This window comes from Microvirga lupini, from assembly GCF_014191055.1.
GTDB classification, from domain to species: domain Bacteria; phylum Pseudomonadota; class Alphaproteobacteria; order Rhizobiales; family Beijerinckiaceae; genus Microvirga; species Microvirga lupini_A.
Map to the genome: position 1 here is coordinate 317,103 of NZ_JACHWB010000001.1, position 17,783 is coordinate 334,885.

The 17,783-nt window shown below is 60.5% G+C and carries 17 protein-coding genes; 10 read left to right on the forward strand and 7 right to left on the reverse strand.

What is annotated here, in order from left to right:
* Positions 1-46 precede the first annotated feature (46 nt).
* The 3 genes from FHR70_RS01435 (at position 47) to FHR70_RS01445 (ending at position 2,472) form a co-directional block, all read left to right on the forward strand.
* Complete coding sequence (locus FHR70_RS01435) at positions 47-337, forward strand: hypothetical protein (protein ID WP_183446376.1); 291 nt, start codon at positions 47-49, stop codon at positions 335-337.
* A gap of 153 nt (positions 338-490) precedes the next feature.
* The gene (locus tag FHR70_RS01440; RefSeq protein WP_183448432.1) at positions 491-1,444 is read left to right on the forward strand and encodes an MDR/zinc-dependent alcohol dehydrogenase-like family protein; all 954 of its coding nucleotides are present in this window, start codon (positions 491-493) and stop codon (positions 1,442-1,444) included.
* A complete protein-coding gene (locus tag FHR70_RS01445; protein ID WP_183446378.1) occupies positions 1,444-2,472 on the forward strand; it encodes a Gfo/Idh/MocA family protein in 1,029 nt (342 codons plus the stop codon). The genes FHR70_RS01440 and FHR70_RS01445 overlap by 1 nt, the downstream gene beginning before the upstream one ends.
* A gap of 187 nt (positions 2,473-2,659) precedes the next feature.
* Here the strand turns inward: FHR70_RS01445 and FHR70_RS01450 are convergent, their stop codons facing one another.
* The 6 genes from FHR70_RS01450 to FHR70_RS01475 are packed head-to-tail and all read right to left on the reverse strand — an operon-like array spanning position 2,660 to position 7,983.
* Positions 2,660-3,589, reverse strand: a complete 930-nt coding sequence (locus FHR70_RS01450) for a glycoside hydrolase 5 family protein (protein WP_183446380.1) — start codon at positions 3,587-3,589, stop codon at positions 2,660-2,662.
* On the reverse strand, positions 3,586-4,359 hold the full coding sequence (locus FHR70_RS01455; RefSeq protein WP_183446382.1) for a TIGR04290 family methyltransferase: 774 nt from the start codon (positions 4,357-4,359) through the stop codon (positions 3,586-3,588). The genes FHR70_RS01450 and FHR70_RS01455 overlap by 4 nt, the downstream gene beginning before the upstream one ends.
* Positions 4,360-4,367: 8 nt before the next feature.
* Positions 4,368-5,180, reverse strand: a complete 813-nt coding sequence (locus tag FHR70_RS01460; RefSeq protein WP_183446384.1) for a sugar phosphate nucleotidyltransferase — start codon at positions 5,178-5,180, stop codon at positions 4,368-4,370.
* A gap of 2 nt (positions 5,181-5,182) precedes the next feature.
* A complete protein-coding gene (locus FHR70_RS01465) occupies positions 5,183-6,292 on the reverse strand; it encodes a CgeB family protein (protein WP_183446386.1) in 1,110 nt (369 codons plus the stop codon).
* Positions 6,289-6,888 (reverse strand): histidine phosphatase family protein, encoded by a 600-nt coding sequence (locus FHR70_RS01470; RefSeq protein WP_183446388.1) that lies wholly within the window; start codon positions 6,886-6,888, stop codon positions 6,289-6,291. Before FHR70_RS01470 ends, FHR70_RS01465 begins: the two co-directional genes overlap by 4 nt.
* A gap of 12 nt (positions 6,889-6,900) precedes the next feature.
* Positions 6,901-7,983, reverse strand: a complete 1,083-nt coding sequence (locus FHR70_RS01475; RefSeq protein WP_183446390.1) for an inositol-3-phosphate synthase — start codon at positions 7,981-7,983, stop codon at positions 6,901-6,903.
* Between the two features lie 404 nt (positions 7,984-8,387).
* On the opposite strand from FHR70_RS01475, the gene FHR70_RS01480 reads away from it, so the two are divergent.
* The 7 genes from FHR70_RS01480 to FHR70_RS01510 all read left to right on the forward strand — a co-directional run bounded on the left by FHR70_RS01480 (position 8,388) and on the right by FHR70_RS01510 (position 16,240).
* Entirely contained in the window at positions 8,388-9,500 is a 1,113-nt protein-coding gene (locus tag FHR70_RS01480; RefSeq protein ID WP_183446392.1) for an SDR family NAD(P)-dependent oxidoreductase, read from the forward strand.
* The gene (locus tag FHR70_RS01485) at positions 9,497-10,612 is read left to right on the forward strand and encodes an SDR family NAD(P)-dependent oxidoreductase (RefSeq protein ID WP_183446394.1); all 1,116 of its coding nucleotides are present in this window, start codon (positions 9,497-9,499) and stop codon (positions 10,610-10,612) included. Before FHR70_RS01480 ends, FHR70_RS01485 begins: the two co-directional genes overlap by 4 nt.
* Before the next feature lie 42 nt (positions 10,613-10,654).
* Positions 10,655-11,788: a glycosyltransferase family 4 protein gene (locus FHR70_RS01490; protein ID WP_210277444.1), complete on the forward strand. Its 1,134-nt coding sequence runs from the start codon at positions 10,655-10,657 to the stop codon at positions 11,786-11,788.
* Positions 11,785-12,897, forward strand: coding sequence for a CgeB family protein (locus FHR70_RS01495; RefSeq protein WP_183446396.1), 1,113 nt, complete (start codon positions 11,785-11,787; stop codon positions 12,895-12,897). Before FHR70_RS01490 ends, FHR70_RS01495 begins: the two co-directional genes overlap by 4 nt.
* On the forward strand, positions 12,894-13,988 hold the full coding sequence (locus tag FHR70_RS01500; RefSeq protein WP_183446398.1) for a CgeB family protein: 1,095 nt from the start codon (positions 12,894-12,896) through the stop codon (positions 13,986-13,988). Before FHR70_RS01495 ends, FHR70_RS01500 begins: the two co-directional genes overlap by 4 nt.
* Positions 13,985-15,094, forward strand: coding sequence for a glycosyltransferase family protein (locus FHR70_RS01505; protein ID WP_183446400.1), 1,110 nt, complete (start codon positions 13,985-13,987; stop codon positions 15,092-15,094). Before FHR70_RS01500 ends, FHR70_RS01505 begins: the two co-directional genes overlap by 4 nt.
* Before the next feature lie 111 nt (positions 15,095-15,205).
* Positions 15,206-16,240, forward strand: a complete 1,035-nt coding sequence (locus FHR70_RS01510) for a UDP-glucuronic acid decarboxylase family protein (protein ID WP_183446402.1) — start codon at positions 15,206-15,208, stop codon at positions 16,238-16,240.
* Between the two features lie 211 nt (positions 16,241-16,451).
* Here the strand turns inward: FHR70_RS01510 and FHR70_RS01515 are convergent, their stop codons facing one another.
* Positions 16,452-17,639, reverse strand: a complete 1,188-nt coding sequence (locus FHR70_RS01515) for a YihY/virulence factor BrkB family protein (RefSeq protein WP_183446404.1) — start codon at positions 17,637-17,639, stop codon at positions 16,452-16,454.
* Between the last annotated feature and the right edge of the window lie 144 nt (positions 17,640-17,783).

Below are 17,783 nucleotides of genomic sequence, written 5' to 3' on the forward strand. Positions count from 1 at the left end.
CTACGATAAGAGGGCTCGATGCTGATCGATATGGGGGCTAACGAGAATGACGAATGAGTCGGCACGTCGGATCGGACTGCCATGGTACCGACGTGAGGATTACCAGCGCATCCGCGAGATGATGGCCGACCGGCACAATCTGGCCCCTGCCTACGAGACTTGGCTTGCGGCCGCCGAGAACAACGAATCCGTCGGCAGGGAAGCTGGCCTTCACGTCAATCGCATTCTGATTGAGCCTGAGGCTTTCGCCCGCTGGTGCACCGAGAAAGGCGTGGAACCCGACAGCGTAGCACGCAGGGACTACGTCGCGGAGAAAACCGCAGAAAGTGCTTCTTGAGCGCGGCATACAGCCAAGCCTTGAAGTCTCCTCCCTGGTTCCTACTTGCTCGGGCATCATGGTGGAGGGCCACACTTGCTGAACGAAAACGGCACGAGCAGCGATATTTCCAATCCCGAGCACAAGGCTAGTCGAACCAGGGCGGCTCAAGCTATGCGGGCTGCTATCCTCACAGGACCTGGACAGATCGAAGTGCGCCAAGTGGCGCGACCGGAGCCCGGTCCCGGTCAGGTACGGCTGCGTCTGGAAGGTTGTGGCGTTTGCGCCTCGAATTTGACCCCCTGGGCCGGGCCGGAATGGATGCAATATCCAACCGAGCCGGGCGCGCTTGGGCATGAAGCCTGGGGCTTTGTGGACGCGCTTGGCGAGGGTGTCCAGGATCTGGCGATTGGTGACCGCGTTGCGGCGCTCTCCTACAAGTCCTACGCCGAATACGACCTTGCCGATGCGGAGGCCGTGGTGCGGCTGCCGAAAGTGCTTGCAGGTCAGCCTTTCCCCGGTGAGCCGCTCGGCTGCGCCATGAACATCTTTCATCGCAGCGAGATTGAGGCCGGTCAGACTGTAGCCATCATCGGCATCGGTTTTCTCGGCGCGATCCTGACGAAGCTTGCAACGGATGCCGGCGCACGCGTGATCGCGATCTCGCGGCGGCCCTTCTCACTCGATCTCGCGCGCCGTATGGGCGCAGCCGAGACGATCCCCATGGAGGATCATCACGCGATCATCGAACAGGTGAAGGACCTGACCGGCGGCACTTTCTGCGATCGTGTGATCGAAGCCGTGGGCAAGCAATGGCCGCTGGACCTCGCCGCCGAGCTCACCCGCGAGCGCGGCAAGCTGATCGTTGCCGGATACCATCAGGATGGCCCCCGCCAAGTCAACATGTGGCTGTGGAACTGGCGCGGCATCGACGTGATCAACGCCCATGAGCGTGACCCGAAGATCTACATGCAGGGTCTTCGCGAAGCGGTGGATGCCATTGCATCGTGCAGGCTCGATCCGAGCTCTCTCTACACCCATACCTATCCGTTGGAGCGGCTGGACGAGGCGCTCAACGCCACCCGCGACCGGCCGGATGGATTCCTCAAAGCTCTGGTAACCTACTAATGGTGCAGCAGGCCCTTTTCGAAGAACAATCAGCAACGTCGCTTGCCCGTCCTCGCCTTGGCTTTCTCGGCGTCGGCTGGATCGGCCGGCATCGCATGCAGGCGATCCTCGGAACGGGAGCCGCCGATGTTGCGGTCATTGCCGATGCTTCGCCGGAAATGGCCTCGGAGGCGAGCAAGCTGGCGCCGGATGCGAAACTGGTCTCGACCCTCGACGATATCCTCGACCTCGGTATCGACGGTGTCGTGATCGCAACGCCCAGCGCCATGCATGCGGAGCAGTCGATCCGCGCGCTGGAGCGTGGGGTGGCCGTGTTCTGCCAGAAGCCGCTCGGCCGCACGACCGCTGAAGTGCAGGCGGTAGTCGATGCCGCGCGCAGGGCCGATCGGCTTCTCTGCGTCGATCTTTCCTATCGCTATACGGAGGGTATGCGCCGCATCCGCGAGATCATCGGCTCTGGAGAACTGGGGCACATCTATGCCGTGGACCTGGTGTTCCACAATGCCTATGGTCCGGATAAGCCGTGGTTCTACGATCCGGCTCTCTCCGGCGGCGGTTGCGTGATGGATCTCGGCGTTCACCTCGTCGATCTGGCGCTGTGGAGCCTGAACAACCCCGGCATTGCCAGCGTCACGGGCAAGCTCTTCGCCGGCGGTGCTCCGCTCAAGGATACGGCCACTCAGGTGGAGGATTACGCAGTTGCGACCGTGGAGCTGGAAACCGGCGCCGTGGTACAGCTCGCCTGCTCCTGGCGGTTGCAGGCAGGACGTGAGGCCGTGATTTCCGCCACCTTCTACGGAACCCAGGGCGGCGTATCGCTGCACAACGTGAACGGCTCGTTCTACGATTTCACAGCGGAGCGCTATTGGGGCACGTCCAGCGAGATTCTCACGACGCCACCGGACGAATGGGGCGGACGTGCGGCTGCAGACTGGGCCTCGCGGCTTGCGGCGGGTGAGCGGTTCGATCCTGCTGCGGAACAACTGGTGGACGCGGCTCGTGTGTTGGACCGAATCTACGGGAGATAGGGTCAGCTTCGACAGAGTTGAAATTGAAAGGGGCGGCCGAACAAAGTTCGGCCGCCCCTTTCTCTGACTAAAGCATCGGACGTGAATTCGAAATCACGTCCGATGCTTTAAGTTTTTGGCTTGACGCATCTTTTCACGCAAAACCGGTGTCCACTTTTGCGTTCGATGCTCTATTCAACGATTGGGTTCAGAGCGCTTCGAGAACTTTATTCGCCTGCGCTGGCTGGCTTGAGGGCGCATAGCGCCGGATCATGGTGGCGCAGAACTCGGCGAACTCTTCCTTCACCTGTGGGGCGCTGGTGTGATGCGGCGCGATCCCGCGATGCTCGGGCGTGAAGCAGAAGGTCACCGTCACGTCGAAATCGGCAAGCGCTTCCATCTGTCGGTCGAACCAGTCCATCGCGTTGGGACGAAAGCTGTCGGCCCAGGACAGGCCGGTGCGCAGATACTTCACGCCCAGCCGCTTCATCCATGCCACAGCATCGTCGAGGCGGTGATCCTCATAATGGAACCACTGGCACAGGCCCATCTGAGAAGCGTATTTCGCATATTCCTCAAGAGCCGGCTTAGGCGTGCCGTCCTCGCGCAGAAGGCCCATGTAGAAGTGTCGGTAATAGGACGAGCCCTCCGCCTCCCGGTGACGCGTGGTTGCCTCCCAGGCGCGGGGCAGGTCGTAGAGGCTGTACCAGTGGATCTTCGGGACTTTGCCGATCAGAAGCTCCGCAGTCCTGTTCAAGCCCCAAACCTGCACCTCCTCGGCCCCGAAGGTCGAGATGCCGACTTCGCTGACCCAAATGGGCTTGTCCGTCACTGCCCGGATCTCATCGATCTTCGCCGGCCAATCATGGATCTGCCACAGGTTCCAGTCGAGCGGGAAGCCGTGAACGGCCACGACATCGAGATGATCCAGGGCGCCGTGATCCTCCAGCTTCTTGATGAAGCCGGGGTCGATGGGGGAGATGCCTCCGAGCACGCGCGGAAGGTTAGGATTCTCCGCCTTGATCGCCTGACCGGCGGCGATCACCATGTCGGAAAAGAGCTTCCAATCCGGATCGATCTCCGGATCCCAGTGGGACTTGTTATTCGGCTCATTCCAGATCATTGCGGCTTCGATCATGCGGTTCTCCCTTGGGCCGGGTAGACGGCGCCCGCGCCGGGCGGGGCATCGACACGGCGACAGATGTAAACTTCGGTTTCCGGATGCTGAACAATCTCGAATCCGGCGCTGCGGAGCATGGCTTCCACGCAGGCCGCGTTCGGCGCCCACCAGTTCGTCGGATCATCGGCATAGCGATGCTCGATGAAGTGCATCTTCGGATAGCGCGGATCGTCGAAATGGTTCGTCTGCCAGAAGGTGTAGTTCTCATCGACCGGCATGGTCTCTGACGAACCGCGCTGCATCGACTGAAACACGAGGAGATCCTTGGCGACGTGCTCGTGAATGAGGTCGAGGGCGAGAACCGGATGCCGCAGGTGGTACAGGACGCCCATGAAGAGCACTACGTCGAATGTCTCGCCGAGCTGCCCAAGGTCGTAGACCGAGAGCTTGCGGAATTCGATGTCGTGGCCCATCGTCTGTGCAGCGAACCGCGCCTGGGCGAGATAGGCATCATCGAAATCGACGCCAAGCACGCGCTCCGCGCCGCGCTTCTTCATCTCCATGGAGTAGAAGCCGCCGTTGCAGCCGATATCGAGCACGCTCTTGCCGGTGAGATCCTGCGGGATCGCCTCTGAAAATTGCTGCCACTTCACGGCAGGGTAATTGCCCAGGAAGTGATTGGGCGCAGTCCAGACGCCGCCCTTCAGCTCGATGTTATGAAACCAGGGGCCAAGTGCCTCAGCTTTCCGGCGGATTTCTTCCGGCGGCATTGGGTCGATCGCATTCATCGTGGAGTTTACTCCCTGTTCAAATCGTGGAGGCCGCGCGGCAGCCGGCCGGCAGGCCAGCCCAGGGCGACCCGCGCGCCCGTGACATTCTCCTGCTGGGCCGCCTCGCTCAGCAAACCGATGGCGGACCGGTAGCCGTGCAGCGTTCCGACATCGACATAGGACACCCCGGCCTTGATCCCTACGGCCTCGCCTCCCTGTGCGAGATAGGCGTTCACCAGAGTGCCGAAATATTCATCCTCGCGACTGCGTGAGAGCCAGAGCCGGCGCAGGCCCTCAAGGACATGGCCCGGCATTTTGAAGGCGCCCCAGATCCACCGGGAGGACGCATCCTCCCGCTTCACTTGAATCTCCTGGACATGCATCGTCTCGTCCAAGACGACAGCGTCGAAGACCTGAGGGTTGTCGACCGGAAAGAGCAGAAATGAGAGTATTCCTTCCGGGAGTTCCGCGAGCGCCTTCTCGGGAAACCAGACGGTGTCCGGTAGGCCGACGATCACGCTCTCATCGGCTGGGATCAGAGGGGCAGCCTGGAAGATGGCGTCACACAGCCCGCTCGCCTGCGGCTGGACTACATAGGCGATGGAGGCGGTGCCATAGCTTGCGCCGTAATATTCCATGATGTCGGATTTGCCGGGCGATATCACGAAGCAGATCTTGTCCGCGCCGCCATGAATCATGCGCTCTACGAGGTACTCGCTGACCGCGCAGGGGCGCTCGATGCCATCGTCGAGGCGGCTGCCTACCGGGAGAAGCTCCTTCGAGAAAGCCAGCGGCTGAATGCGGCTGCCGATCCCTGCTGCGGGTATGATCCCCCACATGGTCAGGCCTCCATCATGGCGGCAGAGCCGCCGTTCGAGGACGAAATGGAACTGGCGCTCTCCAGCAGGATCTCAAGCTCCCGCGCCCGATGCTCCGAGGTATGCTCCGCGAGCACCCGCTCGCGGCCAGCGCTGGCGATGCGTTTCAGCTCTGCATCGGTGAGATCGAGCGCGCTGACTGCATCGTCGCTGCTCTCTGCAATGAGGATTTCCTGGCCGGGTTCGAAGAAGCTGTCGAGACCCTCCCAGTTGTCCGATAGGATCGGCGTGCCGCAGGCTGCCGCCTCGAACAGGCGTCCCGAGGGGCACCAGCCCATGTCGGCCATGGCCTGTCGGGTGATGTTGAGTGTCAGGCGCGAGGAGGAGAAGAAGGCGGGGTGCTCCTGCGGCGGTAGATGCCGGACGAAAGAAATATTGGGCTGCCAGGGGAAGTCGGCAGGGTATTGCGCACCCCCAATCAGGAAGCGTTGCTGCGGGCGCAAGCCCGCAGGATCAATGAATAGGCGCTGCAGGGCTGCCTGACGATCCGCCGCATAGGTTCCGAGATAGGAGAGATCCGACACGTAATGGTCTGCCGGTTGCACCGGATGATGCACGCTCGGATCCACATGCCCGTAAAGCGGCGCGACGCGGCAGGCTCCGAGTTCTGATTGAAGCCTATCGAGAGCGTAGCCGCCTGTGTAGCTGAGCGCCAGATCGAAATCGCGCAGACCTCGCGGCCCGATATAGTTGATGGGCTCACCTGCCTCCAAGCGCGAGAAGGTGACCGGCGTGTCGAGATCGTAGAACACATGGAGTGGATGTGGCGCATCGAGCAGGAGTTCGCTTGCCACGATACCATCCGGGCAATAGGACGTTGCCATAGCCACATCCGCATCAGCGAGTTCGGTCGCGGCCTGTTGGCGGATGTCCGCCCAATCTTGATAGAGGACGAGGTCCCCGCCCGGAATCTCGAAGAAGTCCCGGTTCGATGCATAATAGGGCACGTCCTTCTCGAAAAACACGACCCTGTGTCCGCGTCGTGCAAGCGCACGGATCAGGCCGCGCCAGAGAGTTGCGTGACCATTGCCCCAGGACGAGGAGATCGTGAGCCCAAAAATGACGATCTTCATGCGCCCACCATCTCGTTCAAACGCAAGACCTTAGAACCCCAGTCACCGACCACGAGAGTGCTGATGGAGGCGGGGTCGATGTCGAAGCGCCCATAGGCATCAATCGACAGGCCCAGATAGTAGAGCAGGGCGGCCTTGATAACGTCGCTGTGGCTGACCAGGATGACGGACTGATCCGAATGGCGGCGGCGCAGCTGCTCCATGGCTCCAACGATGCGCGTCTGTGCTTCGAGCATCGTCTCACCCTCCGGCGGGCGGCTTGTGCTGCGGGACTTGTTCCATGCCGACCAGCCAGGATCCTGCGCCAGGGCTTCGAAGCTCCTGCCGGACCAGGTTCCGAAATCGATCTCGCTGATCGCGCCGCAGATGTCGAGGGACTGCCTGAGTTTGAGAGCAATGGGCTCGGCCGTCTCCACGGCTCGCTCCAGGGGGCTTGTGCGGATGCAGGCTATGGTTTCGCTGGCAAAGCGCACCGCCAGACGCTCGGCCTGATCTTTTCCGAAAGCTCCAAGATGCACTCCGGGCATGCGGCCGCACAAGATGGTTCCGACCCTGTCATGAGCCGCGTGGCGGACGAGGAAGAACGTGGTGGTCACGTCCTCGCTCTCTTACTCTTCATCGCCGTCGATGAAGCGGATGGTTCTTTCACGGGCCTCATGGTCGGTGAACTGCTGCGGAGGCGACTTCATGAAATAGCTGGATGGACCAGTCAGCGCGCCACCGATCTTGCGGTCCATTGCGAGCTTTGCACACCGCACGGCGTCGATCACGATGCCGGCGGAATTGGGCGAATCCCAGACTTCGAGCTTCACCTCCATGTTCAGCGGCACGCCGCCGAAAGTGGTGCCTTCGAGACGGATATAGGCCCATTTGCGGTCCGTGAGCCACGGCACGTGATCGCTCGGGCCCACATGGATGTCCCTGGCGGGCAGAGGGATGTCGAGCTGGCTGGATACGGCCTGAGTCTTCGAGATCTTCTTGGATTCGAGCCGCTCCCGTTCCAGCATGTTCTGGAAATCGGTGTTGCCGCCGAAATTGAGCTGATAGGTCCGGTCGAGCCGCACGCCGCGCTCGCGGAAGAGATTGGCCAGCACGCGATGGACGATGGTGGCACCGACTTGGCTCTTGATGTCATCGCCGATGATAGGGAGGCCGCGCTCCTCGAAGCGCTTGCGCCACTCCGGGTTTGAGGCAATGAACACCGGAATGCAGTTGACGAAGGCGCAGCCCGCCTCCAGGGCCCGTTCGGCATACCATTCTGTCGCTTTCTGGGATCCTACGGGCAGATAGGAGACCAACACATCTGTCTTGGACTGACGCAGGATCTCCGTAACGTCGGCCTCGTTCTGGTCCGATTCCTCGATCTCCTCGCGCAGGTACTTGCCCAGCCCGTCGAGGGTCTTGCCACGATGGACGATAATTCCGCTTTCAGGAACTACCGCGAAGCGCTGCGTGTTGTTGGGCTCGGCGAAGATGGCCTCCGAAATGTCCCGACCCACTTTCGAGGCGTTCACGTCAAAGGCCGACGAGACCTCGACATCGCTGATGTGATATCCGCCGATCTCCACATTCATCAGGCCTGGCACGGGCTCATTGCCCTTGGCGTCCTTGTAGTAGGAGAGGCCCTGCACGAAGGACGAGGCACAATTGCCGACGCCCACGATCCCGACGCGGACCTTTCCGATACTCATGATCTAATCTCCCTTGTGCGAGCGGAAGAATGCTTCTTTACAGGCAAGCACGTGCCGGTTGGCCGCAGACATCAAGCCTCGGCTCTCTCCTAAGCTTGGCTTCCAACGATTGATGAACGTTTGTTGTTCCGCTCGGTTCGCAATCCTTGTGACTCTTGTCTTCCTCATTCAGTGCCCAAAGTAATAAAGCAGCTCAGGAACAAAGATGATGTTGGTTAGTTTCCTAAGAGTAACCTTAAGCTTGAGATGGGCTTCGCAGGGCGGATAATATCCGAAGCTTGCGCGATATATTCTCAAATAGGAATGCATGCATTCCCTGCATCACATTTCCAAAGCGGAAATGGGATGATGCTTCTTGCTTTATCCATCGGTGCTTAGACCAGAAACCAATCTGGAGATACCTCGTGACGGACACCATCCTCATTACCGGCGGTGCGGGTTTTATCGGACGCTACGTTGCTCGGGCCTGCCTGGAGCGCGGCCATCGGGTTCGCGTGCTCGACAGCTTGATCGAGCAGGTTCACGGCGACAAGACGCAGGCCGATGGGCTTGATCCCGAGGTCGAGGTGGTTGTGGGAGATGTGCGCGACGAGACGGCTGTCCTGAGAGCGTTGAAGGGCGCTACCAAGGTGGTGCACCTCGCGGCGGAGGTCGGTGTCGGTCAGAGCATGTACGCCGTTGACCGCTATGTCTCCGTGAACGATTACGGCACCGCAGTGCTGTTCCAGCAGCTGATCGACAATCCAGTCAAGCGGGTGGTCGTCGCCTCCTCCATGAGCATCTATGGCGAGGGTCTCTACAAAGATGCGGAGGGGCATGTCCGTGAGGATGTCGTGCGCACGCCGCGCGCGACCGAGAATGATCCTTGGGATCCTCTCGACGAGCAGGGGCGCTCCCTCATTCCAGTACCGACACCGGAATGGAAGAAGCCGGCATTGGCTTCCGTTTATGCTCTGTCGAAATATGTTCAGGAGCGGCTGACTCTCACTCTCTGCCCGGCCTACGGCATGGAGGGTGTTGCGCTCAGGCTCTGGAATGCTTACGGCCCGGGGCAGGCCTTGTCCAATCCCTATACCGGCGTTCTCGCAATCTTTGCCTCGCGGCTCCATAACGGCCAGCCGCCAATGATCTTCGAAGATGGTCAGCAGCGCCGCGACTTCGTTCACGTTGAGGACGTGGCCCAGGCCTTCGTCCTCGCCCTTGATCATGAGGAAGCAGCGGGCGGCGTCTACAATGTCGGCTGCGGTCAGGATCGCAGTGTTTCCGAAGTGGCGGAGCTGCTGTCCCAGGCCATGAACCGGCCCATGGCACCGGAGATCGCCGGCAAGGCACGCATCGGAGACATCCGCCACTGCATTGCCGACATCACGAAGATCCAGCAGGAGTTGGGCTACGCCCCGAAGAAAGACTTCTCGAAGGGATTGGCGGAGCTTGCCGAATGGGTCGCCAAGCAGGAAGCCAAGGATCTCGTGCAGGAAGCTCGTAAGGAGCTTGAGGCGAGAGGCCTAGTCGCATGAAGACAACCGACGCTCAGGCCGGTGCTCCTGCTGTCCTTCGCCGGAGACCAGTTCTGGTCACCGGCGGTGCAGGCTTCATCGGCTCCAATCTCGCTGACCGCTTCGCAAGCGAGGGACATGATGTTCTGATCTACGACGTTCTGGCACGCCCAGGCGTCGACCGTAACCTGGAGTGGCTGAAGAAGCGCCATCCAAGTAAGATTTCAGCTGTCATCGGTGATATTCGGGACGAAACGGCTGTGGCCGACGCCGCAAGCGAAGCTCAGGCCGTGTTCCATATGGCTGCGCAGGTTGCTGTCACCACAAGCCTCGTCGATCCACGCGAGGATTTTGAGATCAACATCCGCGGCACCTTGAACCTGCTCGATGCTCTCCGGCAACGCAACGAGCGGGTGCCGCTGATCTTCGCTTCTACCAACAAGGTTTATGGTGATCTTGCGGATGTGGAGCTTGAAAAGACGAACGATGCCTACAAACCCCGTGACCCCGCTATCCGGGATGCAGGAATCGGCGAGACGCGCCCGCTCGATTTTCATACGCCCTACGGCTGCTCCAAGGGAGCAGCCGATCAGTATGTTCTGGACTACGCCCGCTCCTTCGGCGCTCCTACCTGCGTGATGCGGATGAGCTGCATCTATGGCCAGCGGCAGATGGGCACTGAGGACCAGGGCTGGGTGGCTCATTTCCTGATCCGAGCTCTCGAAGGTGAGCCTATCACGATTTATGGTGATGGCTGCCAGGTTCGCGATGTGCTTGATATATCCGACGCGGTCGATGCCTATGCGGCTGCGTGGAAGCAGATCGATTCGGTTCAAGGCCGGGCTTTCAATCTCGGCGGAGGACCAAAGAACGCCATCAGCCTGCGCCAGCTTATCACTCACATCGAGGATGTGATCGGCCGTCCGGTCGAGACGATCTATTCCGATTGGCGGGCCGGCGATCAGCGCTATTACGTCTCGGATACGCGTCTCGTGACACGGAAACTCGGCCTGAAGCAACCGACCTCCTGGCTCAAGGGCGTGGCTGCTCTGGCAAGCTGGCTCCAGGCGGAGAGGGGGCTCGCGTCGTTGGGATCGACCCCCCTCCCGCAGGCCGCTGAGGCCCTGTCATGAGATTGTTCCTCGGGATCGGGTTGCTCATCGTCGAGAATTGCAATGTCTGTGCCTGAAGCTGCAAAGAGCCTCCATGTTCTCATGACGGCCGATGCGGTCGGCGGCGTCTGGCAATATGCTCTCGACCTTGCCCGCGGCCTGCGGACGCATGATGTGCGAACGACCATTGCGGTTCTAGGCCCTTGGCCCTCGGTGGATCAGCAGACGATGGCCGAAGCGGCTGGTGCGGAGCTTGTCGTAACAGGTCTACCGCTCGACTGGACCGCATCTCACCAAGGCGAGCTGAAAGAGGCGGGGCAGGCGATTGCTCGTCTTGCAGCGCAGATCCGTCCGGATCTCATTCATCTCAATACCCCGGCGCTGGCAGCCGATGCGTGTTTCAATGTTCCGGTTGTGGCAGCCTGCCATTCCTGCGTCGCCACTTGGTGGCAGGCAGTCAAAGGTGGGACGCTGCCGGAGGATTTCATCTGGCGCACGGACCTTGTGCGACGGGGCTATGCTTCTGCTGGCAAACTTCTTGCACCCACCCTCGCATTCGCTCAGGCAACATCTGAAGCCTATGATCTCACGCATCCTCCAGTCGTCGTGAGAAACGGAAGACGCGGCTCGCAGGGCAAGACGCATGCTCGCTCTGACGATTTCGTCTTCACAGCAGGGCGCCTCTGGGATGAGGGGAAGAATTTCGCCACCATCGATCGCATGGCAGAGCTTTTGCCGATTCAGGTTCTCGCCGCGGGCCCCTTGCAGGGACCAAATAGTGCCCAGATCGAAGCCCACCATGCCAAGTCCCTCGGCCGCTTGAGTGATGAGGATGTCGCCCGGCATCTCAGCAGGCAGCCAATCTTCGTATCGACTGCGTTCTATGAGCCGTTCGGGCTCGCCATACTTGAGGCAGCCCAAGCCGGTTGCGCCCTTGTCCTTTCCGATATTCCGACCTTCCGTGAACTATGGGAAGGCGCTGCTCTGTTCGTGAATCCAAGGGATGAGAATGAGGCTGCCGATGCAGTCAAACGCCTAGTACAGGACATGGATGCCCGAGGGGTTCTAGGACGTGCCGCTAGGAAGCGGGCTGAAACCTATACCGTCGAGGCCATGAGTGAAGGCGTTCTGAGAGTCTATCAATCCGTGCTCGCAGGGGCATCCCGTCAATCTTCTCTTGAGGGCGCTGCCGCATGAAGTTTGTCTATTTCACCCATTCCCTTGCCTCATGCTGGAATCACGGCAACGCGCATTTCCTGCGCGGGGTCCTGCGCGATCTCGTCCATCGAGGGCATGAGGTGAGAGCCTATGAGCCCAAAGGCGCCTGGAGCCTTGAGAGCCTGTTGAAGGATCATGGTGAGGCAGGGCTCGATGCCTATCGCAGTCTTTATCCCGAGCTATCATCGACTGTCTTCGATCCTGATCTCAATCTTGAGGAGGCTCTCTCCGATGCTGATGTGGTGATCGTCCACGAATGGAACGACCCTTGGCTTGTTGCCGCCATTGGAAAGGTGCGCAGGCACGGCGGCCGCTTCACGCTCCTCTTCCATGACACGCACCACCGGGCCGTGAGCGATCCGGAGGCGATCTGCCAGTTCGATCTGGACGATTATGATGGTGTTCTGGCCTTCGGCGAAACGCTGGCGGAGGTCTATCGCCGCTGGGGCTGGGGTGAGCGCGTCTATGTCTGGCATGAGGCCGCAGATACTCGCCTCTTTCATCCTCCCGCCGTAGAGGCCGAGCGGAAGGGTCTTGTCTGGATCGGTAACTGGGGTGATGACGAGCGCAGCGCCGAGTTGGAGGGCTTCCTGTTTCGCCCGGCGCGGACCGTTGGTCTGCCGCTGGAAATCTATGGCGTGCGCTATCCCGAGCACGCGCTTGAGACGCTCGCCCGCTATGGCGTGACCTATCGCGGCTGGCTGCCAAACGCCCGCGCGCCCGAAGTCTTCGCGCGGCATCTCGCGACCGTGCATGTGCCGCGCCGCTTCTATGTCGACCTTCTGCCAGGCATCCCCACCATCCGCGTGTTCGAAGCTCTGGCTTGCGGCATCCCGCTGATCTCCGCTCCGTGGAGTGACTCGGAGGGTCTGTTCGATTCGGGAGCGGATTATCTCGTCGCGCGGGACGAAACCGAGATGGAGCACCATCTCAAGGCCGTCTGCAATGATGCCGACCTGCGCCGCTCACTGGTCGATAATGGCCTCAACGCCATTCGTAACCGCCATTCCTGCGCCCATCGTGTCGACCAGCTTCTTGGCATCCTCGCCACTCACGGCGCCGGAGCGCCGATGGAGATGTCTGCATGAAAATCGCCTTCTATGGCTCAAGCCTTCTCTCCTCCTACTGGAACGGCGCCGCCACCTATTATCGCGGTCTCTTGAGCGACCTCGCCCGTCGCGGCTACAGCATTACTTTCTACGAGCCGGACGCTTTCGATCGCCAGAAGCATCGCGACATCGATCCGCCGGAATGGGCTCAGGTGAACGTCTATCCGGCGACCGAGGAGGCCATGCGCGGCGTCGTGGCAGAAGCGGCAAGGGCCGACGTGGTTGTGAAAGCCTCCGGCGTCGGCGTGTTCGACAATGAACTCCTCGAAGGCATTGTGGCGGCATCCCGTCCGGACGCTATCCGCATCTTCTGGGATGTGGATGCCCCGGCAACCCTGGCTGAACTGCGGGAAGGCCCGGATCATCCGCTCCACCGCACGATGCCGGCGCTCGACTTGGTGCTCACCTATGGCGGAGGTCCGCCGGTCGTCGCGGCCTATGAGGGCTTCGGCGCCCGCCGCTGTATCCCAGTTTACAATGCCTGCGATCCGTCGACTCATCATCCGGTGCCGGCAGACGAGCGTTTCAAAGCGGATCTGTCCTTCCTCGGCAACCGCCTGCCGGACCGCGAGGCCCGCGTGGAGCAGTTTTTCCTGGAGCCCGCCGCCCGCTTGCCGAGCCGCAGCTTTCTCATCGGCGGCAATGGCTGGGAAACAAAAGGCATGCCGTCGAACGTGCGCCATATCGGCCATGTGTATACACGCGATCACAACGCCTTCAACACCAGCCCACTGGCAGTTCTCAATATCGCCCGCGACTCGATGGCCACGACCGGATACTCGCCCGCGACCCGTGTCTTCGAGGCGGCCGGGGCTGGCGCGTGCCTGATCACCGACGCGTGGGTCGGACTTGAGCTCTTTTTGAAGGAGGGTGAGGAAGTGCTCGTGGCCCGCGACGGCAAGGATGTGGCCGATCATGTCGAGGCTCTGACGCCAGAACGTGCCCGTGCCATCGGCGACGCCGCCCGAGCGCGGATCATGGCAGAGCACACCTATACCCGTCGCGGTGCGGAGGTGGATGCGATCCTGCGGGAGGAGGCATCCCTGAAGCGTGAAAGGAGCGTGGCGTGAGCAAGCTTCGCGTCGTCGTTCTGGGCTTGAGCCTGTCCTCATCATGGGGGAACGGTCATGCGACGACCTTCCGCGCGCTGCTGAAAGCCTTTGCGGCACGGGGGCATGACATCATGTTCCTTGAGCGGGACGTGCCATGGTATGCTGCCCATCGCGATCTGCAGAGCCCGGACTTCTGCCGTCTTGAGTTTTATGCCAGCCTGGAGGATCTCAGACGCTATCGCGACGTGATTGCGAATGCCGATGCGGTGATCGTCGGCTCCTACGTGCCTGAGGGCGTCGCCGTTGGGCAATGGGTGCAGCAGACGACAAATGGCGTGGTTGCGTTCTACGACATCGATACGCCTGTGACGCTCGCAAAGCTCGAACGAGGCGATTACGAATATCTCACACCCGCTCTCATCCGCGATTACGACATCTATTTCTCCTTCACGGGCGGCCCCACCCTCGACTACCTCATGGAGCATTATGGCTCGCCGGCGGCGCGGGCGCTCTATTGTTCTGTCGATCCGAAGGCATACCCTGCGCTTGATCGCGAGAAGCGGTGGGACCTCAGCTATCTCGGGACCTACAGCCCTGACCGGCAGCCGACCCTTGAGCGGCTGCTGATCGAGCCGGCACGTCGTGCGCCGCATCTGCGCTTCGTCGTGGCGGGACCCCAATACCCTGCCGACATCGAGTGGCCGTTCAATGTGGAGCGCATTGATCACGTTCCTCCAGGCGATCATCCAGCGTTCTACGCGCAGAGCCGCTATACGCTCAATGTGACCCGGGCCGACATGATCCGCGCCGGCTACAGCCCGAGCGTCCGCCTGTTTGAGGCAGCTGCCTGCGGAACGCCGATCATATCCGATGTCTGGGACGGCATCGAGACTTTGCTCAAGCCGTGCCAGGATATCATTCTCGCGAAGAAACCGGATGATGTTCTCGACGTGGTCGGTACTTGGACCGAAGCCCGCCGAAAAGCCCTGGGTGTATCGGCGCAGGACCGGATTCTAGCCGAGCATACGGCGGCTCACCGGGCGGCTTCTTTAGAACGAGACCTTCTTGAAGCGATGGACCGTCCGCGCAGGGATTCCTCTCTCGCGTTGGAAGTCGAAGCCTGATTGTGTGAATTGATTCTGAGGCCGGCGTTGAACCAACGCCAAGCTTCAACGTTGGACCAGACAATGTTTGTACCTCGGGACCCTCTTGTCGGTCTGAGAAGGAGCGTTCGCATGAAGAATGGCAAAGACAAGCACGTCCTTGTTGCGGGCGGTGCTGGATTTCTAGGATCCCACCTCTGCGATGCTCTTCTCAGCGAAGGCGCTCACGTGGTTGCTCTCGACAATTTCCAAACAGGACGGAAGCAAAATCTGCGCCATTTGGAGCGGGAGCCCCGCTTTGATCTTGTCGACAGCGATATCATCAAGCCATTGCCGGCTCGCCTGCGCTCCAAGCGATTCAAGTTCGATGAGGTTTATAATCTCGCTTGTGCGGCCTCGCCGCCCCATTACCAAGCCGATCCCGAGCACACGATGCTGACGAGCGTCATCGGAACGCACAACCTTCTGACATTTGCAGAGAGCATCGAAGCGCGATTCTTCCTCGCATCAACGAGCGAGATCTATGGCGATCCCGAAGTTCATCCGCAGACCGAGAGCTATTGGGGAAATGTCAATCCCACAGGGCCTAGGGCTTGCTACGATGAAGGCAAACGCGCCGCCGAAACCCTGACCTTCGACTTCGACCGCTCCGGCCGCGCCGACGTCCGGGTTGCGCGGATCTTCAACACCTACGGACCTCGCATGCGCGCCGACGACGGTCGCGTCGTATCCAATGTGATCTGCCAGGCCCTGGCTGGCGAGGACATTACAATCTATGGGGATGGAAGCCAGACGCGCTCCTTCTGCTACGTGTCGGACCTTGTCGACGGCTTCCTTCGTCTCATGGCCTATCAGGGTCTTTTTCCGGGCGCGGTCAATCTGGGCAATCCAGTTGAACTGACGGTTGGCGATCTTGCCGAAAGGGTCCTGGCGATGACGGGGTCTTCGTCCCGCATTGTTGCTCGGCCTCTTCCGGTCGACGATCCACGTCGCCGCCGTCCAGATATCACGCGCGCCAAGCAGCTCCTCGGCTGGTCCCCTCGGACGTCGCTTGAGGCCGGTTTAAAGGCCACAATCGCGTGGTTCTCCGATGAGAGGGCTCACGACGGCAAGTCCAGCCGCATATCGCCTGCACAGGAGGGTGCGGTCACGATGGGGCAGGCCTAGTCTCATCATTCTCTGTTAGAGATCTCTACGAGTGCGCTGGTGACAGTCAGCGCATTTTTTTTGCTGCTCCGATGGTCTTTGGCTCACGGAGGAAGCTGGGCAACCGGGCTTCCTGATCAGGCATCTAAGGGGCTGGACGTTGTTCAAACCAACTGGGCACAAAGAAAGGGGCGCTTCAGAAGAGCGCCCTTTCGACTACATTCCGGCCGGATCAACTCTTCGCAACACCGATTGTATCGGCCATCTGGGCGCCGCGGACGCCCATAGGTTGATGGGTACCCTCCGTCGTATCCTTAGCTGTCTGGTGCTCCATCTCCGCGTTGATCTCGGCCCCGAGCAGCACAACGACACTTGAGATCCAGATCCAGGTCATAAAGCCGATCACCGCACCGAGCGAACCATAGGTCTCATTGTAGCTGCCGAAATTCGCCACGTACCATGAGAACAGCATTGATACGGCAAGCCAAAGCACTGCAGCGATGATGCCGCCTGGGGTGACCCATTTCCATTCAGCCTTGTCCCGGCTCGGACCGTAGCGATAGATCAACGACAATCCGAATACGACGACAAGCAACAGGATCGGCCAGCGCGCCAGCGACAGCAGCCATTCGAGGCTGCTGCCCAAGCCGATGAAATCCAGAACGATCGGAAGAACGATGATTCCGGTAACGGAGAGGATAATGAAGACGATTGCTCCCAGGGTGAACGATAGAGACATCGCATTCAGTTTGATGAAGCTTCTTTTCTCTTCCTCGTCATAGACGATGTTGAGGGCGTCGAAGACGGCCTTCATGCCGGCATTGGCGCTCCAGAGGGAAATGACCAAGCCGATGATGAAGCTGAGGCCCAAGGCTCCTCCACCTTGCGAGGCGATCCGCGTAACCTGTTCGCGGATGATGTCGAGGGCACCGCCGGGAAGGACGCCCGACAGAGTATTGAGATTATCCTGCAAGGACACAGGATCGGCGAAGAGCCCATAGAGCGAGACCAGAGCGGCAATAGCCGGGAAGATGGCAAGGAGGGCATAGTAGGTGACGCCGGCGGCAACGGACATGACTCGGTCCTTGCCGAACTCCTCATAGGTGCGCCACAGGATATCCTTCCAGCCTTTCGAAGGAATCTCGGTGGGTGTGTCCGCGCTGCGCCCACGGCCTTTCTCATTGGCTGCATGAGGCGGCGCATGCTGCTTCTCTGAAAAACCCGTATCATGATCCCGATCTTGCCTCGCGCCCTGTCGAGCGCGTTGCGCCGGGCGTCGTCCTGCAGCCGCAACAGGGCGCCGCTCTCCGGAAGCAACGAGCCTCACCAGGGCCCAGCCGAGAACCACAGCCCACATGGTCGTGGCGGCCGAGGAAGATTGCTGCGTTCCAGGTTGCTGGGCAGCCGGATTATTCGCCATAGTCAGACACAGCCTCACTTGTCGGTTGCCAGCCGGAACGGCTTTGGCTCAACCGTAAACCTCCCAAATAAGACAGCGGTTCCAATTGGTTGCCCAAGCCATTGCAAGCCTTGACTGCAGAATTCGGGAGGGCGGCCTTACAGG